10 protein-coding genes are annotated in these 19674 nt (G+C 70.7%); 5 read left to right on the top strand and 5 right to left on the bottom strand.

Annotated elements, in window-relative coordinates; all coding sequences use genetic code 11:
• The first annotated feature begins 18 nt into the window (after window positions 1-18).
• The 3 genes from acnA (at window position 19) to IT347_08355 (ending at window position 7169) form a co-directional block, all read left to right on the top strand.
• Complete coding sequence (acnA, locus tag IT347_08365; protein ID MCC6349590.1) at window positions 19-2727, top strand: aconitate hydratase AcnA; 2709 nt, start codon at window positions 19-21, stop codon at window positions 2725-2727.
• 173 nt (window positions 2728-2900) lie between these two features.
• On the top strand, window positions 2901-4358 hold the full coding sequence (locus IT347_08360; GenBank protein ID MCC6349589.1) for an MFS transporter: 1458 nt from the start codon (window positions 2901-2903) through the stop codon (window positions 4356-4358).
• A gap of 216 nt (window positions 4359-4574) precedes the next feature.
• Entirely contained in the window at window positions 4575-7169 is a 2595-nt protein-coding gene (locus IT347_08355; protein ID MCC6349588.1) for a M6 family metalloprotease domain-containing protein, read from the top strand.
• A gap of 34 nt (window positions 7170-7203) precedes the next feature.
• Here IT347_08355 and IT347_08350 read toward each other — a convergent pair whose 3' ends face one another.
• Window positions 7204-11010, bottom strand: coding sequence for a M36 family metallopeptidase (locus IT347_08350; GenBank protein MCC6349587.1), 3807 nt, complete (start codon window positions 11008-11010; stop codon window positions 7204-7206).
• A gap of 384 nt (window positions 11011-11394) precedes the next feature.
• Between IT347_08350 and IT347_08345 the strand changes: the two genes are divergently transcribed.
• Both IT347_08345 and IT347_08340 read left to right on the top strand, forming a co-directional pair.
• Window positions 11395-12144, top strand: coding sequence for a hypothetical protein (locus IT347_08345; GenBank protein ID MCC6349586.1), 750 nt, complete (start codon window positions 11395-11397; stop codon window positions 12142-12144).
• Between the two features lie 190 nt (window positions 12145-12334).
• Window positions 12335-12907: an outer membrane beta-barrel protein gene (locus IT347_08340; protein ID MCC6349585.1), complete on the top strand. Its 573-nt coding sequence runs from the start codon at window positions 12335-12337 to the stop codon at window positions 12905-12907.
• A 138-nt stretch (window positions 12908-13045) separates the two neighbouring features.
• Here IT347_08340 and IT347_08335 read toward each other — a convergent pair whose 3' ends face one another.
• The 4 genes from IT347_08335 to IT347_08320 form a co-directional block, all read right to left on the bottom strand.
• Window positions 13046-15037: an OPT/YSL family transporter gene (locus IT347_08335; GenBank protein MCC6349584.1), complete on the bottom strand. Its 1992-nt coding sequence runs from the start codon at window positions 15035-15037 to the stop codon at window positions 13046-13048.
• A gap of 112 nt (window positions 15038-15149) precedes the next feature.
• On the bottom strand, window positions 15150-16277 hold the full coding sequence (locus IT347_08330) for a carotenoid 1,2-hydratase (protein ID MCC6349583.1): 1128 nt from the start codon (window positions 16275-16277) through the stop codon (window positions 15150-15152).
• Complete coding sequence (locus tag IT347_08325) at window positions 16274-18910, bottom strand: FtsX-like permease family protein (protein ID MCC6349582.1); 2637 nt, start codon at window positions 18908-18910, stop codon at window positions 16274-16276. Before IT347_08325 ends, IT347_08330 begins: the two co-directional genes overlap by 4 nt.
• Complete coding sequence (locus IT347_08320; GenBank protein ID MCC6349581.1) at window positions 18907-19659, bottom strand: ABC transporter ATP-binding protein; 753 nt, start codon at window positions 19657-19659, stop codon at window positions 18907-18909. The genes IT347_08325 and IT347_08320 overlap by 4 nt, the downstream gene beginning before the upstream one ends.
• Window positions 19660-19674 lie beyond the last annotated feature (15 nt).

The following is a 19674-nucleotide window of genomic DNA, read 5'->3' as shown; positions in this document are numbered from 1 at the left end:
CAGCGAAGGGACGAGACCATGGACAAGCCCGCCCGCGATTTCTTCGGCACCCGCGACACGCTGGCCACCTCCGCCGGCCCGGTCGCCATCCACCGGCTCGATCGGCTCGCCACGCGCCTCGGCACCTCGCTCGAGAAGCTGCCCTACTCGATCCGCGTGCTGCTCGAGGCGGCGCTGCGACACTGCGACGACGAGCGGGTGACGCAGGCCGACGTCCGGCGCCTGGCCGGATGGCACGCCAGCGGCGCCGAGCCCGTCGAGTTTCCGTTCATGCCGGCGCGCGTGCTGCTGCAGGACTTCACCGGCGTGCCCTGCATCGTGGATCTCGCGGCCATGCGCGACGCGGTCCAGCGGCTCGGAGCCGATCCGCGCAGGATCAACCCGCTCGTGCCGGTGGATCTGGTGATTGACCACTCGGTGCAGGTGGACGTGTTCGGCAACGTGCTGGCGCTCGAGCGCAACGCCGAAATCGAGTTCGCCCGCAACCGCGAGCGTTACGAGTTCCTGCGCTGGGGGCAGAAGGCGTTCTCGAACTTCCGCGTGGTGCCGCCGGCGACCGGCATCGTTCACCAGGTGAACCTCGAGTACCTGTCGCGTTGCGTGCTCACGACCAGGGCGGGGGATGAAACCTGGGCGTACCCCGATTCGCTCGTCGGCACCGACTCGCACACGACCATGATCAACGGCCTCGGCGTGGTCGCCTGGGGCGTGGGCGGCATCGAGGCCGAGGCGGTCATGCTCGGCCAGCCGCTCTACCTGCTGACGCCGCAGGTCGTGGGCTTCCGCCTGACCGGCCAGCTGCGGGACGGCGTGACCGCCACCGACCTCGTCCTGACCGTGACGCAGATGCTCCGCAAGAAGGGCGTGGTGGACAAGTTCGTCGAGTTCGTGGGGCCGGGGCTGTCGGCGATGTCGCTGCCCGACCGGGCCACCATCGCCAACATGTCGCCCGAGTACGGCGCGACCATGGGCTTCTTCCCGGTGGACGCCGAGACCCTGCGCTACCTGGAGCGCACCGGCCGCGCGGACGCGGCGAAGCTGACCGAGGCCTACGCGAAGGAACAGGGCCTGTTCCGCACCGACACGACGCCCGATCCGTCGTTCAGCGACACGCTGGAGCTGGACCTCGGAACCGTCGAGGCGAGTCTCGCGGGCCCCAAGCGCCCGCAGGACCGCGTGGCGCTGCGCGACATGAAGCGCGCGTTCCGCAAGGGACTGGTGGCGCCGGTCAGGGAACGCGGCTTCGGCCTCGCCGAGCCCGAGGTCGCGCGCACCGCGCAGGTCACCAACGGCTCGACCAGCACGATCGGCCACGGCGCGGTCGTGATCGCGGCGATCACCTCGTGCACGAACACCTCGAATCCGTCGGTCATGGTCGGCGCCGGACTGCTCGCCCGGAACGCGGCGGCGAAGGGCCTGAAGCCGAAGACGCACGTCAAGACCAGCCTCGCCCCCGGATCGAAGGTCGTGACCGAGTACCTGCGGGCCTCGGGCACGCTGCAGTCCCTCGAGGACCTCGGCTTCGCGATCGTGGGATACGGCTGCACGACGTGCATCGGAAACTCCGGCCCCCTGCCGGAACCGGTCTCGAAGGCGATCGACGACGGCAAGCTGGTCGCCGCGGCCGTGCTGAGCGGCAACCGCAACTTCGAGGGGCGCATTCACCCGTACGTCCGCGCGAACTTCCTCGCCTCGCCGCCGCTGGTCGTGGCGTACGCGCTCGCCGGGACGGTGGACATCGACTTCGACCAGGACCCGCTCGGCCAGGACCGCGACGGCCGGCCCGTCTTCCTGCGCGACGTGTGGCCGACCCAGAGGGAAGTGGCGGACCTCGTGGCCGCGAGCGTGAAGCCGGAAATGTTCGCGAAGAGCTACGGCAACGTCTTCGACGGCAACCCGAAATGGAACGAGATTCCGGTCGGCGGAGGCGAGCTCTACGCCTGGGATCCCGCGTCCACCTACATCCACGAGCCGCCGTTCTTCCACGGGCTCACGATGGAGCCTCAGCCCGTGGCGGACATCTCGGGCGCGCGCGTTCTCGTGATGGTCGGCGATTCGGTGACCACGGACCACATCTCGCCGGCCGGCGACATCGCGCTGGCCTCGCCGGCCGGGAAGTGGCTCCGCGAGCGCGGCCTCGAGAAGAAGGACTTCAACTCCTACGGTTCCCGCCGCGGCAACGACCTCGTCATGGTGCGCGGCACGTTCGCCAACATCCGCCTCAAGAACCTGCTCGTACCCGGCAGCGAAGGCAACGTCACCGCCCTCCTGCCGGGCGGCGAGCAGATGCCGATCTTCGACGCGAGCGAACGGTACCGGCAGTCCGGCACGCCCCTGCTCGTGCTGGCCGGCAAGGAGTACGGCAGCGGCAGCTCGCGGGACTGGGCCGCCAAGGGGGCGCTGCTGCTCGGCGTGAAGGCGGTGCTCGCCGAGAGCTTCGAACGCATCCACCGCTCGAACCTGGTCGGAATGGGCGTGCTGCCGCTGTGCTACGAGCCCGGCCAGAGCGCCGAGAGCCTGGGGCTCACGGGCCGCGAGACGTTCGACCTCCAGGGACTCGCGGGCAGGCTCGAGCCGCGCATGAAGGTCACGGTGAGGGCGCGTCGCGAGGACGGCTCGGTGCTGGAGTTCCGGGCCATCGCCCGGCTCGATACGCCGGTGGACGTGGAGTACTACCGCAATGGCGGCATCCTGCAGACGGTCCTGCGCAAGCTCGCCCGGAGCTGATCGGGCGGACCGGCCGCGAAGGCCGTTCGGGGCCTCGCCGGCGGCCCGGCCCCGCACGTGCCGCCGTTCGCCGCACTGGTGACGCTCCGGCTGCCGCCGCGCCCCGCGGGGGCCTACGCTGACGTGTCCTCGCGCGGCGACCCGCGCCGCGCCCCCGATCCAGCGGAGGCCGAATGACCGTCACGCCGCAGGCCGAACCGGGCCGCACGGGCATGTTCGCGCAGCTCGCCCGGCTGCCCCGCGCGTACTGGATGCTCAACCTGATGGAGATGCTCGAGCGGCTCGCCTACTACGGCGTGCGCGTCGTCATCCCGATCTACATCGCGCAGGCGGACGAGATCCACGGCCTGCACTTCACCCAGGAGCAGAAGGGTTTCATCTTCATGCTCTGGGCGCTCGTGCAGACCGGCGTGCCGATCTTCTCCGGCGGCTTCGCGGACCGCTACGGTTACAAGAAGACGATCGCGGTCTCCATCGCCATCAAGGTCGTCGGATACCTGCTCATGGCGACGCAGCGCGGCTTCTGGCCGTTCACCCTCGGCTGCCTCGTGCTGGCGTTGGGGACGGCGATCTTCAAGCCGGGCGTCTGGGGCGGCCTGCAGCGCACGATGACGAAGGAGGATTCGTCCGTGGGCTGGGGCACCTTCTACATGCTCGTGAACGTCGGCGGCTTCCTCGGGCCGCCGCTGGCGCACTTCCTGTACGGCGTTTCGTGGCCGACGGTGTTCTACGGCTGCGCCGCGATCGTCTCGCTCAACTTCCTCATGCTGCTGACCTACCCGCCGATCGAGTCCGGGGGCGACCAGTCGGGCGGCGTGTGGGCGACCGCGCGGCTCACCCTTTCGAACCTGCTCAACGCGCGCCTGATCGCGTTCATCCTGATCACCTCGGGCTTCTGGTTCATGTTCATGCAGCTGTTCGACCTGCTGCCGAACTTCATCGTGGACTGGGTGGACTCGCGCGCCATCGTCTCGGCGCTGCGCCTGCCGGCGATGTTCACGACCACCTCGGCGCGCGGCACGATGGTGGCGCAGGAGTGGATGATCAACCTCGATTCGCTGCTGATCGTCCTGTTCGTCGTCTGGGTGTCGCACCTGGTGGCCCGCATGCGCCGCGTGCTCGCGATCTTCCTCGGCATGGTGATCTCGGCCGTGGGTCTGATGATCGCCGGGTTCACGATGTCGGGCGTCGCGTGCCTGCTCGGCATCGCCTGCTTCTCGTTCGGCGAGATGCTCGCCGGCCCCAAGATGAACGACTACCTCGGGATCATCGCGCCCGAAGGCAAGAAGGGCCTGTACATGGGCTACGCGAACATGCCGACCGCCATCGGCTGGGCGCTCGGTTCGTTCCTGGCCGGCGGACTCTACGGAAGGATCGGCGAGAAGGCCGGTTTCGCGTTGCGCTGGCTCGGGGAGCACGGCGGCGTGCCCGCGGGCGTCGTGCGCACGAACGCGGTGGAGGCGGTCCAGAAGGCGACCGGACTCGACCCGAACGGGGCGACCGCGATGCTGTGGCAGACCTACCACCCGTACCGGGTCTGGTACCTGTTCATCGCGATCGGGATCGCCTCCGCGATCGGGCTGTTCTTCTACGCGCGCTGGGTCCGCAGGTACGAGGCGCCGGACGTCTGAAATCGGGCGGAGCGCCTACGCGCCGGGGCCGCGCTCCGGGCACGGGGCGTCGGGCACGCATCCCCGGCCGGCGGGCGATATTCCGTGTTCGCCCGGGTGCGCCCCCTCGTTTTCCCGGTAAGGACACGTGCCCGATAGGGGCCGCTGTGCGAGCGACGGATGCCCCCTGGAGCCCGGTGGCGCGTTGGGGCATCGCACCTGCGGAGGGACTTCCTCATGCGCTGCTCGGTTGCGACTCTGAAGTTGGTTCTGGCCTGCGTCGTGCTCGCGCAGTGCGCCCGGGCGCAGGGCGTCGCTCCCGCCCCGGGCGTGACGATGCCGCCGCGGGTCCGTCAGAGCCTGGACCGCATGCGGAGGTTCGAGTCCCAGCACGCGTGGATCGCGAAGACCCGGGCGATCCGCGCGAACCGCGAGAAGTTCATCGAGGACCGCGGCTTCTACAAACGCGAGCTGATTCCGGCGGCGGCGCGTTCGGAACTCGAGGTGCGCGGCACGTTGTCCGTCCCCGTCTTCTGCGTGAAGTACAGCGACGTGGGAGCGGATCCGTTCCCGATCGCGCAACTGCAGACCCGGCTCTTCGACGGCCCGTACTCGCCGCGCACGCTGACGCAGTTCTACGACGAGAACTCGCACGGCGATCTCCATGTGACCGGCACCGTCTACGGTTGGACGTCCCTTCCGCAGACCGCCGTGTACTACGCCGGTCAGGCCATGTGCCAGGGCCTGTGCTCGTCGGCGCGCATCACGGAACTCATCGCCACCACGATCTCCGCCAACGACTCCTCGATCGATTTCGGGCAGTACGACAACGACGGCCCGGACGGCATTCCCAACTCGGGAGACGATGACGGCTTCGTGGACTTCGTGTCGTTCGTGCACTCACAGCTCGGCGCCGAGTGTGATGTGTACGACCAGATCTGGTCGCATTGCTATTCACTTGCGGGGTGGCGGTCCGAGGGCGTCGGGCCCGGGCCGTACACGACCAACGACGCGCGCACGGGCGGAGGCTTCATCAAGGTGGACGACTACACGATCGAACCCGCCCTGAACTGCGACAACACGACCATGATCGACATCGGGGTGTTCTGCCACGAGTTCGGCCATACGTTCGGGCTTCCCGACCTGTACGACACCGACGGCGGGTCGTCGGGCGTGGGCTGGTGGGACCTGATGGGTGCCGGGAACTGGAACCAGCCCGACAACCCCGCGTACATGGGCGCCTGGTCGAAAAACTTTCTCGGCTGGTCGAACGTGATCGTCGCCCCGCCGGAACCCACGCCCTACGCGATTCCCGACGCGGAGATGAACCGCGAGGCCTACCGCCTCGACGTCGTGCACGAACGGTGGCGCCGCTCGACGCTCTGTCCGATCGCCGGTGCGTACTCGATGCACTGCGGACTGACCTCCGCGGAGGCGGCCGGCCGCAACTGGGAGAACTCGAACGTGAGCGGCTACGGCGACGACTGGGACACGCGCGTGTCGCGCGAGTTCAACTACGGCGGATCAGGCAGCGTGTCGCTGCAGTACCAGTACCGGTTCGAGTTCACCTACACGTACGGTCAGGCGCCTCCGAACGACTTCGTGTACGGCGAGGTCACGTCTGGCGGAACCACGAGCGTCTTCGCGACCTACAACGACAACCAGGGGCAGACATCGGGCACGCAGACCGTGGACCTGACGCCGTATCTCTCGCCGGGGCCGTACACGGTGGCATTTCACCTCGTCAGCGACGGGTGGTACTCGGATCAGTCCGGGGTCGGCACCCAGTGCGGCGCGATCTCGCTGGACGACATCTCAGTCACGGGCGGCGGCGAGAGCTACTTCACCGACTTCGAGACCCGTGAGGACGGCTGGGCCGAGGAGATGAACCCGCCCTCCGAGTACTTCCTGGTGGAGAACCGCAAGCCCATCGGCTCGGACGTGAACATCCCCGGCACCGCACCCGGGGGTGGCCTGGTGGTCTGGCACATCGAGCAGAACACGCAGAGCGGCGGCCGGTTCGACAACCAGCCGCGCGGCGTGGCCGTGGTCCAGGCCGACCATCTCGCGCAGCTCGAGGGCAACATCAACCGCGGAGACGACGGCGATCCCTATCCCGGAACGACCGGCAACGACCGCCTCGACGGCGCCTCGTCGCCCAGCAGCGACGGCTACGACGGACCGAGCATCGTGTCGGTGCGGCTCACGGGCCCCAACGCCGACCCCCTGAACGCGACGCTCGCGGGCGGCTGGCCCGCGCCGGTGCCGGTGTCGGTCACGCCGAACGCGGCGACGGGCACCAGCGTGACGCTCCAGGTTGACGGCGCGCTCTTCGCGAAGGGCGGCGGCGTTCAGCTCGTGCATGGCGCACGGACGTTCGGCGCCACGTCCGTGTACTGGGCGGGCAAGGATCGCGTGATCGCGCGGTTCGACCTGACGGGCGGCGCCAACGGCGCCTACGACGTGGTCGCGTTCAACCCGGGGGGCGCGAGCGCGGCGCTTCCGCAGGCGTTCACGCTCAGCGGAAGCGTGGCCGTCACGCACCCGGCGCCGCGCAGGTTCGCCCTGCTGCCGGCGTACCCGAGCCCGTTCAGGGAAACGGCCACCCTCCGTTACGAGCTTCCGGCGCACGCCCACGTGGTGCTGCGCGTTTACGACGTGAACGGCGCGGTGGTGCGCACCCTGGTGGACGACGAGCAGCCGGCGGGCGCATACGCGCTGAGATGGAACGGGCGCGACGACGAGGGCCGCCCGGCGGGCCCGGGCGTGTACTTCGACCGGATCACGGCGGGAGGCTTCTCGGACGTGCGGAAGCTGACGCTGGTGAAGTAGGTGTCCCTCGATCCGGGGCCTGCCCGGGCCGCGCTCAGCGAACGACCACCAGCCGTTGCACGTACTGCCGCCCGTCCACGCGCAGTCGGGCGAAGTAGACGCCGGGCGACGAGCCGCCCGCGCGTGTGAACGCGACGTCGTGCCAGCCCGCCGTGTACTCGCCGTCGGCGAGCGTCGCGACGAGCCGCCCGGCGAGGTCGTGAATGGTGAGCTGCGCGCGCTGCCGCGCGGGCAGCGCGAAGCGCAGGCGCGACACGTCGCGCGCGGGGTTTCCGCCGGCCAGCGCCAGCAGGACCCGCGACGGGGCGGCCTCGCCGACCGCCAGCGGCGTGCACGTGCCGCTCTCGGGCGCGAGCACGAGGAAGGGCGGCGCGGTCACGCCCGTGACCGCGACGTTGTCCACCCACCAGCCGGGAGCGCCGACGCCCGCGTCGGCGCCGTGCCGGAAACGGATCAGCACCGTCTGTCCGGCGTAGCTCGTGCCGAGATCGAGGGTGGTGAAGGTGAAGGCCGGATAGCCGGCGCTCGTGCCGACCCACCCGGAGCGCCCGCCCAGCGGGTTGCCCGAGGCGTTCGTGATCGTTCCGCCGTAGCCCGGCGAGACGCTGGCGCCGGCGTCGGTCCAGCTCGAGCCGCCGTCGGTGGAAATCTCGATCACTCCGCCGTCCCAGTTCGTGGCGTCGCTGAACTCGAAGACGTAGCGCTGCTGGAAGGTGACGACCAGCGGCGTGCCCGTGCTCACGAACAGGGAAGGGGAGACCAGCGACAGGTCGGCGATGCCGCCCGCGTCGGTGACGTGCCAGGCATTCTCGCCGCTGGCCCACGCCTCGCGGGCCCAGGGATCGCCGGCGCTGCCCGGCGCGACGAGCGGGTTCCAGGTCGAGTGATGCGCCTCGACGAAATCGGTGGCGCCGAACGTCTCGTCCGATTGCACGCGGTCCTCGTACGACGCGAGCCGGGGACCGGGCACCAGCAGCCCGGCGTTGTCGCAGGCGATGTCGAGGTGCAGCAGGGCGCCATCGGACGCGCCCGCGAGTTCGACCGGCACCGTCACGACCACGCTCCCGAACGGCTGCGACGCGGGCGTGGCCACCACGTTGCCCATCGGGAAGCTCACGCCGGGGCTCGGGCTGGTCACCGTGATCGTGCCCGGGCCGAGGCTGGTCGCGCCCGTGTTGACGACGGTGATCGTCAGCGCCCCGCGCTCGCCGTTGTCGAGGTAGGTGTCGTCGTCACACGAGTGGAGGTCGTCGGTGAGCGTCGCGGAGACCACCGACTGGTCGCCGCCGAGCACGAAGCTCTCGGTCACGCCGACGTTGTCCGAGGCGTCACGCGGCGGCGCGACGGCACCGGTGCCCATGCCGCGCCTGGCGAACGCCTGCGCCAGGAGCGCGTAGTCCGCCGGATCGCCCGCCATCGCCGCCGCGAGGACCGCGTCGCGCGCCTCGACGAACGTCGGCGCGTTCGGCGTCAGCATGTAGCCGGCGACGAGGATGTCCTTCATGCGCTGCTGCGCCTGGTCGAACGTCAGCCGGCCGGTGTCGCCGAGCAGCGCGGCGTAGCACTCCCACAGCATGGTGCACCAGACCTCGCCGGTGGCGTGCACTTCGGCGTTGTTGAGGCCCGTCGGGTTGCCGTTGAGGGGTGGCCCCGCGGGCAGCGCGACGCCGTTCTGGATGTGCTTGAAGGTCAGGGGATCCTTCGTCATGTCGGTCGAGTAGGGGTAGCGGCGCACGCCGAAATACCACGCGTTCGACGCGACGAGATTGCCGCTCAGCGCGTAGCTGCCGACCGCGTACGCGCCCGCGAGGTCGTCGCCGGGCCGCACGGTCAGCAGCAGCGAGTGGAAGTCCCCCCAGCCCTCGCCCATGCCGCCGCCCTGCTGGTTGCTCAGGCCCGCGGCGTTGCCGATCAGGCGGTTGCTGATGTAATGCCCCCACTCGTGGGCGACGATGTGCCCGTCAATGGTGCCGTCGCGCTGGAGCTGCGCCACGCGATTCATCGTCAGCGTCACGCCCGCGCCGAGCTGGGCGCGGATCAGCGCCCCGTCCGACTGCGTCACCGACAGCGCCGGAATCGTGATCGTGCCGGTGCCGCTCAGCGTCGGCGGCGTCGAGCCGGCGACGTTGTTGACGATGATCACGCCGATCGCGCCGGCGTTCTGCGCGTTCTGTGCCTTGATCACGAACGAGCACGTTCCCCGATCCACGAGCGCGATCTTTCCGGCGACCGCGCTGGTGATGGCCGTGCAGCCGTCGTCCACCGGCGCGGCCGCGTCCTGCCCGGCGACCACCTGGCCGCTCAGGGAAAAGGTCTGCGGGCCGAACACGGCGACGCCCGCCAGGTAGGTGCCCGCGAGGGCGGGCGGCGAGGACACGATCAGGTTGGCGCTGTTGGGAGGGTTGAACACGTACATCTGCATGCGCGGCGAACCGCCGTCGGCCGGCGTGGACATGTTCGCGTTGTTGGTTCCGCCGTAGTCCTCGCCCTCGGCGAGGACCGCGTCGCCGCCGATGCCGCCCCGCCCGTAGTTGTCCGTTTGCGCGTTGCCCGCCGCCTCGTCGAAGCCGGAGTCGTAGAACATGTCGTGCAGCCAGTTGTTCAGGTAGAACAGACTGGTCCCCGCGGCCATGCGCTGGTCGTCGCTCGCGCCCGGGGGGAGGGTCGTGTCGTAGGTGCGGTCGAAGACTCCGGGCGAGGTCGTGGTGGCGCGCAGGTCGCCCGCGGAGTAGCCGTCCGGCGCGACGAGGTCGAGGTAGGCGTCCACGTTGTTGCCGGTCGTCTGGGTCGCGCCGGGGGCGAGCCACGGGTCGAGGGTCGAGATCGGGCCGTTCTGCAGCGTCACCATGTTGGGAGCGATCAGCGAAGGCTGGTACAGGTCCGGCAGCCCGGTCGGATGCGGCGATGCGCCGTCGCCCTGGGGTCCGTCCATCGGCGCGTAGGGGGCCGTCGTGTTCGCCCACACGCGGTAGGAATAGGCTTCGTCCTGCATCAGCGAATGCCGGAAGAGCAGCCGGCCGTCGCGCGCCGACCAGACGGTCGAGTAGGCGGCGGTCTCGCCGATGACTTCGGCGTACCAGGCGGGCTCGAGCGTCGCGCCGAGATCGAACCAGACCTTGCGTGCGCGCAGCGGCCCGTTCACGGCGGGCATGCCACCCGGTTCGCCGACCGGCCCGGGCGCGGCGAACGTCTGGTAGCCGCCGTCGGCGCTCCCGGTCGCGGCCGGGTCGGCCGGAACCGCGGCGAGCGAGCCGAAGTCGCGCAGCGCGAGCGCGACCGCCCGCGAAGCGGGGAGCGCGAACACGTCGGTGCTCGGACCCGCGGCGGAAGCCGGCGGCAGCGAGCCACTCACCGAGACGAGCGAGAGGTCGCGGTCCATGCACACCTTGAGCTCGTCGCGGAACACCTCGACGCCGCCGACCTCCTGCCGAAACGTCGCGATGATCGGGCCGCGGCCGACGTCGCGCACCCGTTGCAGGCGCATGCCGGCGACATCCGCACGGTCCAGCCGCCAGAGCGGCGCGAGGTCCGAAACGTGCGCGCGCGCGGCGGCGCCCGGCGAGGGCCGCGACGACGGCCGGGCGGTCACGGCGGTCGCGGGCGCCCGATTCGCCCACACGAACGTTGGAACCCCGAAGCGATCGTTCGTGCTCGACACGCGGACGAGCCGGCGGATCCCTGGCAGCGCGGCGGCCGCCTGCGCGCGGGCGGCCGCGGCGGGGGGGATTCGAACGGCCGCGGCCGCGTCGTACTCGGAAAGCGGGCCTGCGGCGACGCCGAGGGGAGAGGCCCGCGCGAACAGGATGAGCAGGGCCAGCGAACGGGGGAACTCTCGCCGCACGGGAGGACTCCTCGGTGGGGTGATCGGACGACGGTGGGGACGGGCGAACGGGGCCACGCTCCGAATGTGGCGCAGCACCGGAAAACGTTACCGGCAGGGCCGCCGTAGGAACAAGCGCAATAGCGGCCAGGTTCAGTGTCTGGAAACGCCAACAGTACGCTCCAAAACCCGCCGAAAGATCGCGATCCAAACGACGACGCGCTCGCGATGCGCAAATCCGCACACGCGCAGTCCGCCGTTGACATGCGACCGGCGGTCACGCGTAAGCTCGATTCACGAGCATCCGCGCCTGTCCCCCGACGCGAGGCGCGTGCTCTGGATCGCGGCCGCCCCCGAGACCGTGCGATCCGCGTCCAACTCTTCGTCGGGCCCGGAGGAGTCTTCATGAAGCTTGCGACCACGATGCGCCTGTCCATCGCCGCCCTCGCGCTGTGCGCGTTCGCGGGAAGCGCGGCGGCCCAGCTCACGAGCGAGCCGTTGGGCGGCTTCAAGGGCTACACGATCCACAACCACGCGACGCACACGACGAAGATCCAGCCGACCGCTCCGGCCGCGCTGCCGATCGTCATCTACGACAACACCGCCTCGGCGGCGAACTTCGGCTTCAGTTCGACCGACCTGGGCGCCGTCTTCGGCGATGAGCTGTTCACGACCGGCACCGGCACTCTGCAGGCCGCGACCTTCACGTTCTACAATTCCAGCTCCAGCGCCGGGCCGGTGCTGACCGCCAGCTTCGGCGTGGACTTCTACGACGCGGTCACGTCGGGCTACCTGGGCGGCTTCAGCGCCAACATTGACTTCGGCGCCGGACTCGACCCCGGCTATTACACGTTCATTTCGGTGACGAACCTCGATCCGCTCGCCATTGACCTCAACACCACGGACGTCATCGCGCTGCAGACCGTGGCTTCGTTCACGGGCACGGCGACCCGGCTCGGCATCGCCTCCCTGGATCCTCCGACCGTCGGCAGCAGCGGTCCCGACATGTACGTTGACGCGAGCACCGTGGGGGCCGCCGGCTGGTACACGATCGCGGGCCAGAACGCGAACCCGGGCTATCAGCTCTCCGTGATCTCGGGTCCGGTTCCGACCGAGAAGTCGAGCTGGGGCCGCGTGAAGAGCCTGTATCGCTGATCACGATTCAGATCGAAGTTTCGAAGCGGCACCGGGCGCCCGGCGCGAAGTTCGCGCGCCGGGCGCTCCGCGTTTCGGGGCGGGCTTGACGAAGCGGAGCGCTCCGACATACTGCGCCCTCGCGTCGTGCCCCTGGCGGGGATCCGCTCCGCTGCCGGCCGACGCGGAATCTCCCCTGGGAGGGCGTCACATGCATGGATTGCGTACCTGGGTCCTGGCCGCGCTGCTGATCTCGGCCTGCGGCGCGACGACGGCGCTGGCCGGGCAGTACCCGCAGAACCACGATGGCTGGAGCATCGGGCTCGGAGTCGGCGGCGGCTCCGCCGGAGTCAGCGTGGACGGGGGCGGTTCCAGCGACCGCGAAGGCGGCATGACCGGTAACTTCCGCCTCGGCTATCCGCTCAACCCCAAAGTCTCGCTCGCGCTCGAGAGCAACGGCTGGACCAAGTCGGAGGACGGCGGAACCGTGTCGTTCACCGCGACCACGATCGGCGTGGCGTGCTTCCCGTCCGAGGGTCTCGTGCTGCGCGGCGGACTCGGATTCGGCAACTCGCACTTCTCGGTGGACGCCGGGAACAACGTCACCATTTCCTCGAGCGAGTCCGGCTTCGGACTGAACGGCGGCATCGGCTACGAGTTCCGGCTCGCCCGCACGTTCGCGCTCGGGCCCCAGGCGGACTTCGGCTTCGCTTCCTTCGACGGCGGCAACGCCAACTGGTTCGGCCTGAGCCTGCAGGGAACCTGGTACTTCGTGAAGAGCTGACCGCGCGTTCCGCGCACGACGCGAGGCCCCGCGGGCACGTGCCGGCGGGGCCTTCGCTCGCGCGTGTCGCGGGTCCGCGTGCGCCGGGCGTGGCGCGCGACCATTCGTCGCGACCGGGCCCGGCCGCTCGGGAACCCCTCACTTCGCCGACATCAGCCCGATCGCCGTCGCCAGCATGGCGAGCAGCGCCTTGGTCAACGACTCGCCGGCCACGAGACCCGAAGCGATCGGGATGTTGTAGCGCTCCTGGTTGAGCGGCTTCCACTTCGCCCACACGAAGGCGACCGCCGCGCCGATCACGAACGACAGCGCGTTGCTGAAGTAGACGATCCAGCCGAGCCCGAGTCCCATCGCCGACGGCAGCCAGCGCCGCGCCTTCGGAAACGACTTCTCGAGCACGGGGATCAGGATGCCGACCAGCGCCCCGATCAGGATGGACCAGCGCGCGGACATCGGCAGCGTCTGAATGCCGGTCGAAAGGACGCGAGCGACCGCCACCCAGGTCTGGGTCGCCGGCAGCGGATACTTCTCGAGCGCCGCGTCGTTGGGAATCAGCAGGTACCAGGCGGGCACGATCGCGAGGGTTCCGAAGACGATGCCGATCGCCTGCGCGATGAACTGCTTGCGCGGGTTCGCGCCGAGCAGGTAGCCGCTCTTGAGGTCGGTGAGCAGGTCGGCGGACGACGAGGCGCTGTTCGCGCCGGCGCCCGCGGCCATCAGGTTGTGCGTCACGTTGCCGGGCGAGATCAGCGCGAACAGCAGCTGCATGACCTTGCCCATCGCGCCGATCGGCGTCGTGTCGGTCTCGCCGGTCGCGCGACAGGCGACCATCGAGAGCACGAAGGACATCGCGACCGCGACCAGCCCCGCCCACCAGTGGATCTGGAACGCGATCATCAGCACGAGCACGATGGCGATCGAGATCGGGACGAGGCCGGCGAGGAACCAGGAGTTCGGCACCTCGATGGCGGCCATGCGGGCCTCGACGTCGCCCGGGTTCGCGACCGCCCGCGGACCGCGCCGCAGGAGCGAGAACGAGCGGCCGATGGTCTTCCACTGCAGGCCCAGCGCCGCCAGGCTCGCGAACACCATGAGCGAAGTGCCGCCCCACAGCGCCCAGTTCCGGGGGTGAAAGAGCGTGCCGCCGCCGACCAGCGGGATCGACGCGAGGTAGCCCGGCACGCCGGCGTGCGCCGCATCCATTCCCTGCAGCCAGGGCGCGAGGACATAGTAAAGGAGCGCCGAGGAGGCGAGCATCGAGAGCGACACGCGCAGGCCGACGATCATGCCGGCCGAGATCAGCAGGACGCTTGGCTCGAATCCGAATCCGATCATCGGCTTGCCGGCCAGCAGGCGGAATCCGTTCGCGGGCACCTGCTCCGGCAGGTGCACGTCGAACACGCGCGCGCGCATGAACGCGAAAAACCGGCCGAGTGCCGCGAACTGGTCCTCGGCCGTGTTGAGCACGCCGACGAGCGTTCCGGCGACCAGCCCCGCCACCAGCGCGTGCGCCTTCTTCAGCGCCTCGCCGCCGTGGCTGTACAGGCTGCGCAGCGTGGTCGCGGCGGCGATCCCCGACGGGAACGGCAACTGCTCCTGGTTGATCATCTGCCGCTTCATCGGAATCGCCAGCCAGACGCCCATGGCGCCCGTGGCGAACGTGAACGCGGTCACGATCCACCACGGCTGGTGACGGTGCGCGGGATCGAGGATGAGCAGGGCGCCGAAGGCGGTGGCGATCGTCGAGCCGGTCGAGTATCCGGCGGCCGAGGCGGTGGACTGCATGCAGTTGTTCTCGAGGATGGACATGTTCGTCACCCGGCCGGCGAGAATCGCGCGGATCGTGTTCCAGATGACGAACGACAGCACGCACGAGGTGATCGCGACGCCGAAGGACCAGCCCACCTTGAGCGTGGTGTACAGGTTCGAAATGGACATGAGCATCCCGAGCGCGGCGCCCATGAGCACGGCGCGCAACGTGAGCTGCGGCATCCGGTCGCCCATGTAACAGGTCTCGTACCAGTGCCGGTCCTTCTCCTCGGGTGAAGCGTCGTCGGGAAGGGGCCGGAACTCCGGCGGCAGCCCGGGGCCGGAGGGGTTCCGTGGTGGCTCGGCGGGCTCTGTGGCCATGAGTCCCTCTGCATGAAGGTGGGGTGCGGCGCTTGTGGCGCGATGCTGCGGGAGCGCGACATACGCTAGGTCGGTCGCCGGCCGGCCGCAACGGCGGACCGGCGCGGGTGGTTCAGTAGGGCGGGCGGCCCGCGTAGCCCGTCAGCTCGACGTAGCCTTCGCCCGTGACGCGCCCGTGCGCGTCCTCTCCGACGATGCGGACGCTGCCCTCCCAGTAGGCGACGCCGCCCATGGTGGTGGCGACCAGCTCCTGATCCTCGAGGGTGGGTTCGAGCGTCAGCTTCAGCCGTTCGCGCGGCAGCTCCAGCGTCCAGCCGCTCGGGTAGGTGGCGCCCGTGCGGCGGCTGCGCCAGCTACCGAGCGCGCGCACCCGGAAGTCGGCGAGCGCGAGCGGTCGCGAGCGGCCGTCGGCCCCGACGAGCGTGCCGTGCGAGAGCGGCTCGATGCCGCCGTTCTCAAGCCGCATCTGGTAGAGCATCAGTTCGCGGCCGTCGTCGAGCTGCACGCTGAACCAGTCCCAGCCCGCCTGCGTCCCGCCCAACCGGCTCGATGAGAACTCGTGGTCCATCCACGACTCGCCCTCGACCGCCAGCGTGTCACGCCCTACGAGGAGCCGGCCGGTCGTGGCGAGGCGCGTGAGCGAGTAGTAGTGCGACGTCTCACCCGGCCCCGCGCCCTTGCGGCTCACGCCGTGCGATCCGTGAACGACCGGCGGCTTGCGCGGAACGAGCGCGAGGTCGAACGCGAAGTCGGACCCCGCCCAGTGCAGGCGATGCGTCAGCGAGTCCGCGTCGAGCCTGGCGGAGGCCTTGTTCAGCCACACGTCGTAACGGGTGCTGTCGGCCCCCGCCATGCCGAGCGCGTCGCGTCGCGCGGCCTCCTCGAAGCGGAACTCCTCGCGCGTCTCGTCGGTGAGGGCGGCGTGGACGAACATCAGGTCGCGCGCGGCCCACGCCGAAGCGCTCGCGGCGCGCGCCGGGGGAAGCGCCACGCGGAAGAACGTGAGTTCGTAGCCGAACGAACGTCCCGGCGCCTTCAGATGGCCGGTGTAGTACCACCACTCGATGCGATAGCGCGGGTGGGCGGCGTGGTCGGCCGGAAAGTGGAACACGTACGGCGAGTCCGCGAGGAAGAAGCCGTCAGCGTCCACCGGCGGCCCGGCGGGGCCCGCGCCGAGCGATGCGCCGGCGGCGAGCGCCAGCGCCAGCACCAGCATGGCGGGCCGCGCCCGCCCGCTCACGATTCCACCCGCAGCGATTCGGCGGCCACCCGTTCGGAGGCGTAGCGCGCGGGTGCGAGCGAGGCGGCGAGCGAGGTTCCGACCATGAGCACCACGGCCTGGGCGAAGACGCCCGGCTCGATCGCCATGCGGATCGTCCAGCCGAAGTACTGCCGGTTGATGACGTGCACGAGGAGCAGCGCGAGCATCACGCCGGCGGCGCATCCGAGCAGCGAGCCGAGCAGGCCGAGGACGCCGCCCTCGATCAGCACGATGCGGCGCACCTGCGAGCGCAGTGCGCCGGTCGCGCGCAGGATGCCGATCTCGCGGCCGCGTTGCAGGATCAGCGCGGTGAGGGTGGTCACGACCCCGAGCACCGCGACGAGCACCGCGATGAACTGCAGCGCGAAGGTGATGCGGAACGTCTGGTCGAACACCGTGAGCACGCGGCGGCGAAGCTCCCGGTTCGGCATCGCGTTCAGCAGGAAATCCGGCCCCGCGAGCGCGGCGAGGCGGCTCCGCAGCAGGTCCAGGTCGGTGCCGGGCGCGGTGTAGAGCGCCAGGCTCTCGGTGCGGTCCCCCCGCATGAGCCGCGCGAACAGGCCGCGGTCCACCAGGATGGCCCCGGCATCGGTCGTGTAGTCGTAGAAGACGCCCGCCACCCGCAGTGCGATTTTCCCCCCCGCGGCCGGAACGCGGATCGTGTCGCCCGCCGCGACCCGGAAGCGGTGCGCGAAGCTCTCGGTCACGACCGCTTCGCCCCGCCGGAGCGCCCGCTCCAGCACGGCGGCGCTGCCCGCGCCGCCGACGAAGCGCAGGCTCCCGTGCCGCGCCTGCACCGCGAAATCAATTCCGGTCAGGCTGACCCGGCGGCCCTCGAACCGCATCGGTGTCGCCCGGTAGGTGTCCACGGCGATCACGCCCGGCAGGCCCGCCACCGCGCGCACCAGCGAATCGGGAAGCGCGGTCGCCGCCTGCGAAGCCCGGTGGCCGGCGGGTTCGACGTAGAGGTCGCCGCGGATGGACTGCGTGATCCACATGTCCACGGTCCGGCGGAAGCTGCCCACCATGATGGACAGCGCGACCGTCATGCCCACGGCCAGCATGAGCGAGGCCACGACGACGCTCGTCCGCGCCACGAAGTCGCGCAGCGCCCGCACGCCGAGAGCGCCTTCGATCCCGGCGAGCGCCAGCGCCGGACGACGCAGCAGCCGCTCGCCCGCGAGCGTGAACGCGGGGGAGACCAGCGTGAAGGCCGCGACGACGAGGAACGCGGCGGCGAAACCGCCCCACGGCTGACGGGCCCGCAAGGTCCAGGCCACGACCACCCCCGCGAGCGCCAGCACGGCGATCCCGACGAGCGCCCAGCGGCCGACCGGCAGCCGGCGGGCCTCGATCAACGTTCCCTGCCGCATCGTCAGCGCGGGCGGCGTCCATGACGCCTCGATCGCGGGCGCGAGGGCGGAGAGCAGCGCGGTCGCGATCCCGAGCCCGAAGCCGACGGCGAAGGTCCACGGGTCCAGCCGGACCTCGCTCGTGCGCTGGACCAGGTAGAGGTCCGTGAGCGTGCGGCCGACCGCGCCGAGGGTGGCACGCGCCAGCAGCGTGCCGAGCCCCGTTCCCAGCGCGCTGCCCGCGGCGCCGAGCAGCAGGCCCTCGAGCAGGAACAGCCGCACGACCTGCGCGCGCGTGACCCCCAGTCCGCGCAGGATGCCGATCTCCCTCCGCCAGCGCAGGACGCTCATCGCGACCGCGTTGAAGACGAGGAACATGCTGACGAGCAGGGCGATGAAGCTGAGCGCCGTGAGGTTGAGCGCGAAGGCGGCGACCATGTTCTCGACCTGCCGGGTGCGCGCGCGCGGCGGCTCGACGATCACCCCGCCGGGTAATTGCGCGGTCAGCTCGCGCCGCAGGCGCTCGCGGTCCGCGGGAGGGACGAGCAGCTCCACGCGATCGAGCCGCCCGGCGCGCCCGAAGACTTCCTGCGCGGTCGCGATGTCCATCACGGCCACGGCGCCGCCGGCCGCCTCGCGCAGCGAGCCTCCCTCCAGCACGAGCGCGACGACCAGCGGCACCGGCCGGCCGGAGGCGAGCACGGTCAGGGTGTCGCCCGCGCGCAGGTGCAGCCGGTCGGCGAAGGAGCGCGTCACGGCGACGCTGCGCGGATCGGCGATCAGGCGCACGATGCCCGCCATGAAACCGTCCTCACCCTGCCGGGGCCTGCCGCCCGCGTCCTCGCCGAAGCGCGCGAACGGGGCTTCGGAGAGCGGGTCCACGCCGAGGAACAGGAGCGTCTCGTGCGCCGGGAGCGCCGCGCGCCCTTCGCCGGGCCGCGGCGCCTCGGTCCGGGGACCGCCCGGCCAGGCGAGCGCGGTCACCTGCACGATCGGCGCCGCCGCCTCGACGCCGGGATGGCGCGCGAGGGTCACGAAGAGCGAATCCGCGAAGCCGTCCGCGGCGCTCTGCACGCTCAGGTTCGCGCGCCCGGTCACGGCGTCCACGGTGTCCGCGAACGAAGTCATGGCCGAGTGGTTGGCCAGCCGGATGCTGACGAACACCGCGACGCCGAGCGCGATGCCGCAGATCGTCAGCAGCGTGCGGCCGCGCTCGAGCGCGAGCCGGCGCAGCAACAGCCAGCGGACGAGCGCGCTCATCGCACGGTCCGCTCGTCGGCGACGATGCGGCCGTCCCGCAGCTCGATCGTGCGCGTCGCCGCCCCGGCGGCCTCGCGGCTGTGCGTGACGAGCACGACCGTCGCGCCGCGCAGATGCGCGAGCCGGCCGAGCAGTTCGACGACCTGTGCGGCGGCTCGCGAATCGAGGTTGCCCGTGGGCTCGTCGGCGAGCACCAGTGCCGGCTCGTGCACGAGCGCGCGGGCGATCGCCACGCGCTGCATCTCGCCGCCGGAGAGCATGTGCGGTCGCGACCGGAGGCGGTGCTCGAGCCCGACCTGCGCGAGCAACGCTTCGGCGCGCGCGAGCGCCTCGCGGCGCGAGCCGCCGGCGAGCAGCAGGGGCAGCGCGACGTTCTCGGTCACCGACAGCGTGCCGAGCAGGTTGAAGAACTGGTGGACCATTCCGACGCGCTCGCGCCGGCGGACGGTCAGCTCGTCGTCGCCGAGGCGCGACAGTTCACGCCCGTCCACCCACACCTCGCCGGAGGTCGGCACGTCCAGGCCCGCGGCGAGCTGGAGCAGGGTGGACTTGCCCGAGCCGCTGCGCCCTACGACGGCCACGAACTCCCCGCGCGGCACCTCGAATGAAAGCCCGTCGAGCGCCCTGATGAGACCATCCCCCAGCACGTACGACTTGTGCACGTTCACGAAGCGCAGCGCCGGCACGGATTCCGCCGTGGAGGCCGTCGGGGCCGCCGGGGGTTCTCGGGGCAGGTCCGGATGGGGCATGGGGCGCGAAGAATA

Source organism: Candidatus Eisenbacteria bacterium, assembly GCA_020847735.1.
Lineage (GTDB): Bacteria > Eisenbacteria > RBG-16-71-46 > RBG-16-71-46 > RBG-16-71-46 > CAIXRL01.
The sequence above is the reverse complement of the archived record's forward strand: the minus strand, read 5'-3'. Positions and strand labels throughout refer to the sequence as shown.

Excerpts from the sequence above, each read along its gene's own strand:
- IT347_08360 (MCC6349589.1), top strand. The coding sequence starts at position 2,901 with ATGACCGTCACGCCGCAGGCCGAACCGGGCCGCACGGGCATGTTCGCG.
- IT347_08320 (MCC6349581.1), bottom strand. The coding sequence starts at position 19,659 with ATGCCCCATCCGGACCTGCCCCGAGAACCCCCGGCGGCCCCGACGGCC.
- IT347_08335 (MCC6349584.1), bottom strand. The coding sequence starts at position 15,037 with ATGGCCACAGAGCCCGCCGAGCCACCACGGAACCCCTCCGGCCCCGGG.
- IT347_08340 (MCC6349585.1), top strand. The coding sequence starts at position 12,335 with ATGCATGGATTGCGTACCTGGGTCCTGGCCGCGCTGCTGATCTCGGCC.
- acnA (MCC6349590.1), top strand. The coding sequence starts at position 19 with ATGGACAAGCCCGCCCGCGATTTCTTCGGCACCCGCGACACGCTGGCC.
- IT347_08345 (MCC6349586.1), top strand. The coding sequence starts at position 11,395 with ATGAAGCTTGCGACCACGATGCGCCTGTCCATCGCCGCCCTCGCGCTG.
- IT347_08355 (MCC6349588.1), top strand. The coding sequence starts at position 4,575 with ATGCGCTGCTCGGTTGCGACTCTGAAGTTGGTTCTGGCCTGCGTCGTG.
- IT347_08325 (MCC6349582.1), bottom strand. The coding sequence starts at position 18,910 with ATGAGCGCGCTCGTCCGCTGGCTGTTGCTGCGCCGGCTCGCGCTCGAG.